This window comes from Mesorhizobium sp. M2C.T.Ca.TU.002.02.1.1 (assembly GCF_003997225.1).
On record NZ_RZTO01000102.1, the window covers coordinates 1 to 11,420 of the forward strand.

10 protein-coding genes are annotated in these 11,420 nt (G+C 63.1%); 2 read left to right on the forward strand and 8 right to left on the reverse strand.

Features of this window, described 5'->3' with window-relative positions; genetic code table 11:
* The 4 genes from EOD07_RS08170 to EOD07_RS08185 all read right to left on the reverse strand — a co-directional run.
* Positions 1–598, reverse strand: a 598-nt coding sequence (locus EOD07_RS08170) for a tetratricopeptide repeat protein (protein WP_127234929.1), incomplete at its 3' end; no start/stop codon positions are given.
* Positions 598–990, reverse strand: coding sequence for a response regulator transcription factor (locus tag EOD07_RS08175; RefSeq protein ID WP_127234932.1), 393 nt, complete (start codon positions 988–990; stop codon positions 598–600). The genes EOD07_RS08175 and EOD07_RS08170, both read right to left, overlap by 1 nt.
* Before the next feature lie 324 nt (positions 991–1,314).
* Complete coding sequence (locus EOD07_RS08180; protein ID WP_127234935.1) at positions 1,315–1,707, reverse strand: response regulator; 393 nt, start codon at positions 1,705–1,707, stop codon at positions 1,315–1,317.
* Positions 1,708–1,712: 5 nt separating this feature from the next.
* A complete protein-coding gene (locus EOD07_RS08185; protein ID WP_127234938.1) occupies positions 1,713–4,154 on the reverse strand; it encodes an ATP-binding protein in 2,442 nt (813 codons plus the stop codon).
* Between the two features lie 369 nt (positions 4,155–4,523).
* Between EOD07_RS08185 and EOD07_RS08190 the strand changes: the two genes are divergently transcribed.
* Positions 4,524–5,432 (forward strand): beta-1,6-N-acetylglucosaminyltransferase, encoded by a 909-nt coding sequence (locus tag EOD07_RS08190; RefSeq protein WP_127234941.1) that lies wholly within the window; start codon positions 4,524–4,526, stop codon positions 5,430–5,432.
* A 65-nt stretch (positions 5,433–5,497) separates the two neighbouring features.
* A complete protein-coding gene (locus EOD07_RS08195; RefSeq protein ID WP_348627740.1) occupies positions 5,498–5,839 on the forward strand; it encodes a hypothetical protein in 342 nt (113 codons plus the stop codon).
* Positions 5,840–5,861: 22 nt separating this feature from the next.
* Here EOD07_RS08195 and EOD07_RS08200 read toward each other — a convergent pair whose 3' ends face one another.
* The 4 genes from EOD07_RS08200 to EOD07_RS08215 all read right to left on the reverse strand — a co-directional run bounded on the left by EOD07_RS08200 (position 5,862) and on the right by EOD07_RS08215 (position 11,290).
* A complete protein-coding gene (locus EOD07_RS08200; protein WP_127234943.1) occupies positions 5,862–7,481 on the reverse strand; it encodes an ABC transporter ATP-binding protein in 1,620 nt (539 codons plus the stop codon).
* A gap of 1 nt (position 7,482) precedes the next feature.
* Entirely contained in the window at positions 7,483–8,607 is a 1,125-nt protein-coding gene (locus EOD07_RS08205) for an ABC transporter permease subunit (protein WP_041005562.1), read from the reverse strand.
* Positions 8,600–9,523: an ABC transporter permease subunit gene (locus EOD07_RS08210; protein ID WP_127234946.1), complete on the reverse strand. Its 924-nt coding sequence runs from the start codon at positions 9,521–9,523 to the stop codon at positions 8,600–8,602. The genes EOD07_RS08205 and EOD07_RS08210 overlap by 8 nt, the downstream gene beginning before the upstream one ends.
* Positions 9,524–9,697: 174 nt before the next feature.
* Positions 9,698–11,290, reverse strand: a complete 1,593-nt coding sequence (locus EOD07_RS08215) for a peptide ABC transporter substrate-binding protein (protein WP_073987066.1) — start codon at positions 11,288–11,290, stop codon at positions 9,698–9,700.
* Positions 11,291–11,420: the final 130 nt, after the last annotated feature.

The window sequence follows — 11,420 nt, forward strand, 5'->3', positions numbered from 1 at the left end:
GCCTGAGGGCGCGGCGATAGACCTTTTCCGCCTCGGGCAGCCTGCCTGCCTGGCGCAGGCGCCTGCCCTCTTCCATCAAGCCGGGGACGGGATCGGGCCGGCGATGCGGTTTCTTCATCACCGCCTGGGCCGTAACAGCCGGTTTCGGCTTGCTGGCAGCCGCCCGTTTCGCCTTGCGGATGTTGTCGACCAGCTTTGCGGCATCGGCATTGGCCGGATCGACCTCGGCGACCTGCTCGGCCAGCGGCAGGGCGGCGTCCATGTTGCCGGACCGGAACTCGACCTCGGCCACGCCGAAGGAAGCATCCCGATAAGTCGGGGCAATGGAAAGCGCCCTGGAAAAGGCGTCGCGCGCCGCTGGAAGGTTGTTGCGGCCGAGCTCGGCGAAGCCAAGCTGGACCAGCGCGTCGGCATTGTCGGGCTTGAGCGCCAGCGCGCGCCTGAGCAGGTCGGCAGCCTCGTCGAAATGCTGCGCTTGCCTCGCCTTGACGGCCGAAGCGTAGAGCTCGTCCACCGTCTGCGCCAACGACGCGGCCGGAGCGGCGGCAACGGCCAGGATCAGGCATGCGGCAAAGCTCAAGCGCCGGCCGCGCCGCATCAGCGCTTCCCGCTCTTGCGCGCGATGAGACGCGCCAGCCGGGCCAAAAGCTCCTCGGGGATGAACGGCTTCACCAGATAGTCGTCGGCGCCCTTGTCCAGGGCCGAGACAATGTCCTTTTGGCTCTTGCGGGCCGTCAGCATGACCACCGGCGTGTCAGACAAGGCTGGGTCGCCCTTGATGCGCGCCAGCACCTCCAGGCCGTCGGCCTTCGGCATCATCGCGTCGAGCACGACGACATCGGGGGCGTCCCGCTGTACCTTGTCGAGCGCCTCCGCCCCGTCGACAGCCTTGACGACGTCGTATCCCTTCGCCCTCAGCCTGAATTCCATCAGCTCGAGCAACAAGGGATCATCGTCGCAGATCAGAACTCTAGCCTTCGCTCCATCCACCAGTCCTACTCCGGTTTACACCTCGTTGCCCCCCGGAGTAACCAACCCATGAACCGACATCCGCCAACGCGGTCCATGCGGATGAGACCGCGCAAATCATAGACAAAGCCGATTCGCAGCGGCCGCATTTCGATGCAATCAGTAGATGAATATCGGCCCATGGTATAGGAGGTGTAAACACTAGGGTGTGGCTTGCCGACACTGTAGGCGCTCTCGCGGCCAAAGCGCGTCGCGATCTTTCAGGTTCGCTCCCTGCGCTTTAGGCTTCTTGATCCTACGCATGTCTTTGTCCCGAAACCGGTTCCCACTTTCGGCAGACATGCTTTAGGCCGCCGGGCCACCGGCGCGCGACGCAAGCAGCCTCTTCACTTCGCTGGCAAGCGCCAGCGGGTCGAAGGGTTTGGCGATAACGCCCGCCGCTCCCATGGCGAGATAGCGCTCGACCTCGTGCGTCTGGGTGCGCGCCGTGATGAACACCACGGGTATGGTCGCCGTCGGCTGCGATTCAGCCAGGCGCTTCAGCGTCTCCGGCCCGTCCATGTCCGGCATCATCACGTCGAGCAGGATGAGGTCGGGTTGCCATGCCGCCGCTTCAACCAGCGCCTCGGCGCCCGAAGCGCAGGACCGCACCTCGAATTCCGGCTCGAGTTCCAGCGACATCTGAGCGATTTCGCGGATGTCGTCCTCGTCGTCGACATAAAGGATCCTTGCCGGCATAAGGGTCACTCCTTAGCTTGCGCGGTGGCTCCCGCGCCGTCGCGGGCCGAAGCCAACATGTTCCTGACCAGCTTTGCGACGTCGATCTCCGACGCCTTGGTCTTGGTCATGACCGCCTGGACCCGATCGCCCAGCTTGTCGTCCAGCTCCGCCGCCGAAAACACGATGACCCCTGTTTCGAGCGGCAGATCGGCAAGCAGGTCCAACCCCGATCCGTCGGGGAGCGCGATATCCAGGATGACCAGATCGAAGCGATGGTTCGCGATCGCCTGCTGTGCGTCCTTCAGCGTTTTCGCCGAGGTGATCGAGACACCCGAACCCAGTCCCTCCGACATCACCGCAAGCACGCCCTCGTCGTCCTCGACATGCAGGATCCGCGGCTTCGGCTCGACCCTGCGGCCGACGATCTTGGCCAAGGCGGCGTGAAGACGCTTCGGATCCACGGGCTTTTCCAGCCAGTCGACGATGCCGACCGCAGTGCCGTTCAGCGAACGCCTGGCCTCATCGGCGACGGCGGAGATGACGATGACCGAAATGTCGGAATTGACCTCCGACGCCCTGATGTCATGGAAGAGCTTGATGCCGGATGCCCCCGCCAGCTTGATGTCGAGCGTCAGCGCCACGTAATCGCGGGAGCCGAGGAGAGCCTTGGCGGTGCCGATGTCGGGGGCGACGTCGCTGGAAAAGCCTTCCGCGTCGAGAAGCGCTGCGATCACCGCGGCGACATCGGGCTCGTCCTCGCAAATCAGGACACGCAGGCGGCGATCGCGCTTCTTCGACCGGCGCTCGACAAGGACCGGTTTCGCCTCTTGCCTCTGCGCTTCGGCAAGGTCGACGTGAAACGACGTTCCCTTGCCTTCCTCCGTTTCGAAGGAAACAGCGCCGCCCAGCTTTTCGACGATGGTCTTGACGATGCTCAAGCCGAGACCCGTGCCTCCCTTCCTGCGGGTGCTGGACGCGTCCGCCTGCTCGAACTTGCCGAATATGCGGCTGCGGAACGCTTCGGGAATGCCGGCGCCCTGATCGATCACGGAGACGCGCAGCATGTCGCGATCGCGGCGCTGCAGCTTCACCATCACGGTGCCGCCGTGATCGGAAAACTTGATCGCATTGGACAGGAGGTTCGCCATCACCTGGTGCAGGCGGTCAGGGTCGATATTGGCCTCCGCGCGCGGCGCATCGTCGACCAGGACGATGCGTATCCTGCTCTCGGCCATGTAATTGGAACTGGCGGCGATGGCCTGCTCCAGGACCGGACGCAGGGGCAGCTGCTTGATCTTGAAGCTGATGACGCCCGATTCGATCTTCTCCATGTCGAGGATGTCGTTGATGAGAAGGACCAGCCGCTCGCTGTTGTTGTGGGCGATGTTGACGAGATTGGCGGCCTTGGGCGGCAATTCGCCCGCGACGCCTGCCGCGATCAGCCCGAGCGAGCCGCGGATGGATGTCAACGGCGTGCGCAGTTCGTGGCTGACGGTCGAGATGAAGTCGTTCTTGAGCTGCGCGTTTTTCTTTTGCTCGGTGATGTCGCGGTTGTAGGTGATAACGCCGACGACCTTGCCGGTCTCGTCGCGAAAGGGCGCCTTCAAGGTGTAGAGCCAGCCCTGGCTGCCGTCCGGGAAAAGCGCGGACTGGTCGATGCGAAGTGTCTGCCCTGTTTCCAGTGGGCCTATTTCATCCTGCCTGAAGCGCTCGGCCACATCCTTCGGATAGAAATCGAAATCCGTCTTGCCGATAAGGTCGTCGGCCGAGGCGGCGCGCATCATTTCGGCGGTGGCCGGGTTTGCAACGACGAAGCGGCCGGCGGCGTCCTTCACGTTGAGGCAATCCGGCAGCTCGCGAACCATGGCCCGGTAGATCATGTTGGACATGGTGAGATCGCGACGCCGCTGCTGCCGATCGAGCAACACGCCGATGATGAAGGTGCCGATGAACCGGAACACCACGGACGGGAGCGTGCTCTGCTGAAGGAAGCCTGCGAGGACCTGCTGGGGAATGACCACAAGCGTGATCAGCCCGGCAAGCGCGACCGTCACGCCGAGGCCGAGTATGTCGAGCATGGTACGCGAGCGGACCGCGACGACATGGTGCCAAGCCAGCCCAGCGACGGCCGTGATCAGGATGCTCATGATGCCCACACTCGTGCCCTGCCCGCCAAGATAGGCGCGATAGGCAATGGAGCCGGCGGTCGCGACGAACATTGCTGGCCATCCGCCGAAGAAGGCGGCCGCGCCAATGAAGGCGGCGCGCAGATCGACGACGAAGCCCGAGACGGACAAAGCCGTCGCCATGGAGATGACCGAGCCAGCGCACATGACCACGCCGAGAAGCAGCGACTGTATCAGCCGTGGAAGACGTCCGGTAAAATCAGCCAAAAGGTCCCAAGCGACGACCAGGATGGAGACCAGGGCAAGATTAGCGAGGAGTGATCGCCAGATTTCGGTCATGACTTTCCTGCTCCTTTTCTCCGATGAATATAGGCAAAACCTATCCGAGGTCTAAAGAGCCTGGGCGGCAGCCGCCGTGTCGCGCCGCTGCCACCAGAAAAACAACGCTTCGGCTATTTGCCGAAATCTCCCTCGAGGGAATGCTCCCCGAAGCCATCGCTTCGGCCACGAATTTCTTGACATCGGCACCGGCGGCGACGAACCACGTTGCGGGTAGCCCGAAGATCGGCAAAGGCTGTGCGAGCGACTAAAGCGCGTCGCGATCTTTCAGATTCGCTCCCTGCGCTTTAGGTTCTTGATTCTACGCATGGCTTTGTCCCGAAACCGGTTCCCACTTTCGGGAGACATGCTTTAAGGGGGCAAGGGACAGTGCGGAGTGGTGCAACCGACATAGGACTGGGCTTTGCCATCCTGGCTCACCGCCAACTCGGTCACACCGAGCGGCTGATCCGGGCGATCTCGCGGCCACAGGACAGGATCGTCGTCCATCTCGATACGAGGGTTGGCGCTCCGGCAATTGCCAGCTTTCAGAACCGACTTTCCGACCTGCCGAACGTAGACGTGTTCAGCATGGTGGCCTGCCGCTGGGGAGGCTACTCTATCGTCGAGGCGACCCTCCAGGCCCTGCGGCGCCTGCTCGATCACCCATTCCTGTACGGTTCGCTGCTAAGCGGGTCCGATTATCCCGTGCGAAGCATCGACGACTTCGCGACATATCTTCACCAGAACCATCCGCAAGAATACGTCCTGGTCACGCATGAAGGACTGCCAGGCGAAACACCCGACAATCTCAGCAACAGGTTCTCCTGCTATTGGCCATATGAACGGCTGGTATCGTCCCGCCGCAAACGCCTCTCGAGCATCCGCCTGCAAGGCGCGCTGGGCATTGACCGAAAGCTCCCGGCCGGTCTGCTGCCCACATTCGGTTCGCAGTGGTTCACGCTCACCCGCAGAGCGATCGAGACAGTTGTGCAAGGAATGCTCGACCCCGAGATCAAGCGGTTCTTTGCGTGGACGGCAATCCCCGACGAGATGGAGCCCCATATGCTTTTGCGCAACAGCAAATACTGGGGCAACCGCGCGACCGACAATCTGCGCTACACCGCGACGGACGAGAATGGCCGCTTTCCCAAGCTCCTGACCCGCACCGATCTTCCGGACATCCTCAAGTCCGGAGCGTTCTTCTGCCGCAAGATCGAGCACGGAGAAGATGCCGGACTCTGTGATCAACTGGACGACCTTCGGGCACGCAGCAGAGGATTCGAGGCTGTCAATTGAGACAAGATGGCCCGAGGCGGCTATGCTGAGCCTCGCGCCGTCACCGCGTCGACCGAGGAGCAAGAATGAAATTCATGCCGATGACAGCCTTGCCGCTCATGTTGACCGCCATTCTGCTGCTCGCCGCAGGCTGCTCGTCGACCACGGCGTCGATCAGCCCGGCGAAATACGACAAGATGAACTGCCCCGAGCTCAACAATGCGGTCGGCGACACCGCGACCGATATTTCACGCACCGCAATCGCTCGCGGCAAGGTCGCCAATACCTCCGTGCCAACGTGGTTGCTCGGCGGCGAGCGCGTGAAGACGGCGGTCGCCAACCGCGAAACCGCGCGGATCGACAGGCTGCAGCAACAACAGCAGGTGATCGTCGCGACGCGAAAGCAAAGGTGCCCCTCCGCGCAGTGAGGCGAGCCGGACCGGACCGGCTTCAAGCGCTGATGCGGAACCGTGTCGAATCGATCGCGGCGTTCATCAGCGTCTGGGTGTAGGCTTCGCGCGGATTGTCGAATATCTCCTGCGTCGGCCCTTCCTCGACGATCTTTCCCTGCTTCATGACGATGATGTAGTCGGCCATGGCGCGCACCACCGCGAGGTCATGGCTGATGAAGAGGTAGGACAGTTCGTGATCGGCCTGCAGCTTGCGCAGCAGCTCGACGATCTGTTTCTGCACCGAGCGGTCGAGCGCCGAGGTCGGCTCGTCCAGCACCACCACTTTCGGCTTCAGGATCATGGCGCGGGCAATCGCGATGCGCTGGCGCTGGCCGCCGGAGAATTCGTGCGGGTAGCGGTTGCGCGCGTTGGGATCGAGGCCAACCTCGCGCAGCGCCTCGACGGCGCGCTGGTCGCGCTGCTTGCCGGTGAGCGAGGGCTCATGCACCAAAAGGCCCTCGGTGATGACCTGGCCGACGGTCATGCGCGGCGACAGCGAGCCGAACGGATCCTGGAAGACGAGCTGCAATTCGCGCCTCAGCGGCCGCATCGCCTGGCGGTCCGCCTCGGAAATGTCACGGTCGCTGAAGCGGATGACGCCGTCGCTGGGGAGCAGCCTCAGCAGCGCGCGGCCGAGCGTCGACTTGCCCGAGCCCGACTCGCCGACGATGCCGATGGTCTGATTGCGCTTCAGCCGGACCGAGATCTTGTCCACCGCGCGCAGCATCAGCGGCTCGCCGCCGAGGAAGCCGCCGCCGATCTTGAAGACGACCTCGACATTGCGGCCCTCGAGCAGCACCGGCGAATTGGCCGGCGGCGGCGCCTTGCTGCCGGTCGGCTCGGCCGCGAGCAGCATCCTAGTGTAGGCATGCTGCGGATTGGCAAAAAGCTCTTCCGCCTGGCCCTCCTCCACCACTTCGCCCTGACGCATGACATAGACGCGATCGGCGAAGCGGCGCACGATGCCGAGATCGTGGGTGATGAAGACGATCGCCATGCCGAGCTTGCGCTGCAACTCTGCCAGCAGCATCAGGATCTGCGCCTGGATGGTGACGTCGAGCGCCGTCGTCGGCTCGTCGGCGATCAGGATGTCGGGATCGTTGGCCAGAGCCATGGCGATCATGACGCGCTGCCGTTGGCCGCCCGACATCTCGTGCGGATAGGATTTCATCCGCCGCTCGGGATCGGGTATGTGCACCAGCCTCAAGAGCTTCAGCGCTTCTTCCCGTGCAGCCGGCGCGGAAAGCCCGCGGTGCCGGCGGATCGGCTCCATCAGCTGGTTGCCGATGGTGTATAGCGGATCGAGCGAGGTCATCGGCTCCTGGAAGATCATGCTGATCTTGCGGCCGCGCACCTTGTTGAGCTCGCTCTTGGTCATCTCCAGAAGATTGCGGCCGCGATAGTCGACCTGGCCGGTGGCCTCGCCGTTGGAGGACAACAGGCTCATCGCCGCCATCATCGTCTGGCTCTTGCCGGAGCCGGATTCGCCGACGACGGCGACCGTCTCGCCGGCATTGACCTTGATGTTGATGCCCTTGACGGCCTCGACGGTGCCGTCGAGCGTCTGGAAGCGGACGCGCAGGTCCTTGACGCTGAGGATCGTTTCGGGAGCGGTCATCTCAGCGGTCCTTGGGATCGAGCGCGTCGCGCAGACCGTCGCCGACGAAATTCAGCGCGAACAGTGTCGAGACGAGGAAGAAGGCCGGGAACAGGAGCAGCCAGTTGGCGTAGCCGATGTTCTTGGCGCCGACCGAGATCAGCACGCCCCAACTGGTCATCGGCTCCTGCACGCCGAGGCCGAGGAAAGAGAGGAAGCTTTCCAGGATGATGACCTGCGGCACCAGCAACGTCATATAGATGACCACCGGTCCGAGCAGGTTCGGAATGACGTGACGCAGGAGGATGCCGCGCTGGCCGACGCCCATGGCTTCCGCCGCCTGGACATATTCCTGCCGGCGGATCGACAGCGCCTGGCCGCGCACGATGCGGGCCATGTCGAGCCACAGCACAGCGCCCACCGCCAGAAACATCAGCACGAAGTTGCGGCCGAAGAACACCACCAGCATGATGACGAAGAAGATGAAGGGCAGCGAATAGAGCACGTCGACGATGCGCATCATCACCTCGTCGACCCTGCCGCCGGCGAAGCCCGCGGTTGCGCCGTAGATGACTCCGATGACACCGGCGACGACGCCGGCAAGCAGGCCGATCGCCAGGGATATGCGTCCGGCCATCAGCGTGCGCGAGAGCAGGTCGCGGCCGGTGTTGTCGGTGCCGAAGAAGAAATATTGCTGCTTCACGGCCGAGCTCATCGTCACCTCGCGGCCGTCGGGCGACTTGTTCTCGATCCGGGTGTCGTCGAAGGCGTCGGAGCGGTCGAGATAGCGGATGTTGCGGTCGTCGATCGGCTTGGTCGAGGTGATGGTGACGACGACACGATTGCCGTCCTGGTGCCATTCCTTGATGTCGGCGCGCATGCGCTTGATGGCGTCACCCAGCGCACCCTGGATCATGTCAGGTTTCGGATAGGCCGAAAGGCTCGGTGGCATGCGCACATAGTCGCCATAGATGGTGGTGTATTCATGCGGCACGACCATCGGACCGAACACGCTGATGACGGCGATGAAGGCCAGATAGTAGAGGCTGAGCATCGCGGCGCGGTTGCGCTTCAGCCGCGCCCAGGCATTGCCCCAGAGCGAGCGGCCGACGATCGGCTCGGGCACCGCGACGGCGAGGTCAGTCATAGCGCACCCTCGGGTCGACGACCGCGTAGAGCAGGTCGACGATCAGGTTGAAGACGATGGTGAAGAGCGCGATCACCACCACGGTTCCCATGACCAGCGTGTAGTCGCGGTTGAGCGCCGCATCGACGAAGTAGCGGCCGACCCCGGGGATGGAGAAGATCGTCTCGACGATGATCGAGCCGGTCAAGAGCGAGGCGGCCGCCGGGCCGGTGAAGGAGACGATCGGCAGCACGGCGCCCCGCAGCGCGTGCTTGACCACCACCGACCAGTCGGAGAGGCCCAGCGCGCGGGCGGTGCGGATATGGTGCGAGCGCAGGCTCTCGATCATCGAGCCGCGCATCAGGCGGGCGACGATGGCGATCTGCGGCAAGGCGAGCGTCAGCACCGGGCCGACCTTATTGATCAAGGCGCCGTCGCCCCAGCCGCCGATCGGCAGAAGTTTCCAGGAGAGCCCAAAGACGAGCTGGATCACCGGCGCGATGACGAAGGTCGGGATGGTGCTGCCGGCGGTGGCCAGAGCAATCACCGAATAGTCGGCAAGCTTGTTCTGGTTGAGCGCCGCGATGGTGCCGAGGATGGAGCCGAGCAGCAACGCCAGCACCAGCGCCGAGGTTCCGATCTGCACCGAGATCGGCAGGCCCTTGGCGAAGAGTTCGGTGACGGTGAAATCCGGCAGATTGTAGCTCGGGCCGAAACTGCCGCGCAAAAGATTGCCGAGATAATGGACATATTGCAGCCAGAGCGGATCGTTGAGGCCGAACTGGGCTTCGAGATTGGCCCTGATCTCGGGACTCAGGCCCCGTTCCTGGTTGAACGGGCCGCCTGGCGCGACGCGGATCAGGAAGAACGCCACCGTCACGATGACGAATAGCGTCGGTATGGCGGTCAATAGCCGCCGGAAGACATAACGCAGCATCGGCGCCCCGCTTCAGCCAGGGCGACAGCTCTCCAGACGAGACCGTGGCGCTGGCATCTCTGATCTTCGCACCGGGTAGCCTGAAAATCCAACCCGACTTTCGGCCCGGCACGACGACAGACCGCGGCCGCCGCTCCCACACAAGAGGAGCGGCGGCACGGCCAAGGTTACTTGTCAGTCCTTGGAGATGAAGCGGGACGGGTGGATGTCCATGACGTTGTCGTCGAAGCCATGCAACTTCGAGGACACGATGTCGTGGTAGCTGTAGTAGAGCAGCGGGATCTCACCGACATCGTCGACGAGGATACGCTCGGCCTCGGCGAGGTCCTTCATGCGGTCTTCCGGCTTGCCGCCGGCTGCGGCCGCCTTGTCCATCGCGGCTTCATAGGCAGGGCTGTTGTAGTTCGAGTAGTTGTTGCCGCTCGCCTTGCGCGAGATGCCGAGGAACGTCTCCGGATCCTTGTAGTCGGCGATCCAGGCGGCGCGGGCGACGTCGTAATTGCCCTTCTGCTCGAGGAAGCCGTAGTGGGTCTTGGTATCGGTGTTGAGCAGCGTCACCTCGACGCCGAGCGGCTTCAGCTGTTCCTGGATGGCGACCGCGGTGTTTTTGTGGTTTTCCGAAGTGTTGTAGCGGATCTCCATCTTCAACGGATGCTCGGGCGTGTAGCCGAGCTTCTCCAGGATCTTCTTGGCCTCATCCTCGCGGTCGATCTGCGGCATGTCCGCGTATTTGGCTAGCGCCGGGGTGTAACCCTCGATGCCCGGAGGCACCATCGAATATCCAGGCAGCATCGAGTTCTGCCAAACCTTCTCGGCGAGGAAGTCGCGATCGATCGCCATCGAGATGGCGTTGCGCAGCTCAACATTGTCCCAAGGCGCCTTGTCGGTCTTGATCGCGTAATAATAGGTGCCGAGATATGGCCCCACGCGGACCTGGTCACCGAACTTGGTTTTGAGATCGGCGAGCTGTTCGGTCGGCAGGTCACCGTAGCTGTCGAGTTCGCCGGCCTCGAAACGCTTCATCGCCGATGAGCGATCCTCGGTCGGAATGTAGTTGACCACGTCGAGCTTGACGCTCGCGGCGTCCCAGAACTTCGGGTTCTTGACCAGTTTCATATGGTCGTTGGGAACCCACTCCGCCAGCGTATAGGCGCCGTTGGAGACCAGCTTGCCCGGCTTGATCCAGTCGGCGCCGAGCTTGTCGATGGAAGCCTTGTTGACCGGATAGGTCGCCTGGTGGGTCAGCATCTCCAGGAAGTAGGGCGTCGGCGCCTTGAGCGTGACTTCAAGCGTGTTGGCGTCGATCGCCTTCACGCCCATATCCTCGGCCTTGCCTTTCTTGGTGTTGAAGTCCTCGGCACCCTTCACCGGATAGAGCATCGAAGCGTATTCCGCGGCGGTGGCCGGATCTTCCAGCCGGTGGAACGAATAGACGAAGTCGTCTGCCGTCACCGGTGTGCCGTCCGACCAGAGGCCGTCCTTGCGCAGCTTGAAAGTGTAGACAGTGCCGTCGTCGGAGACCGTCCAGCTTTCGGCGGCGCCCGGAATGAGGTTCGTCTTCTGGTCATGCATGACGAGACCCTGGAACAGGTCGCGTATGATATCGGCTTCGTAGACCGTCGACGTCTTGTGCGGATCGACCGTTTCCGCCTCGGCAGCGGCCCCGCGGTTGTAGACGGTTTCGGCAAAAGCATGCGTGTAAAAGGAGCCCGTGGCCAGAGCCATGGTGGTGGCGAACGCCGTCGCCTTCAGCATGTTTTTCAGCATGAAGTTTCTCCCTGTCGGCGCAGCCCCTCAGCCGCGCCTTCTTAAGTTTTGACACCCCGGAACCGTTGAAACGGCCCCGTTTCAGGCGTGCCGCCGGTCCCATCCGGCGGCTGGTGGCAGGAGACTAGAC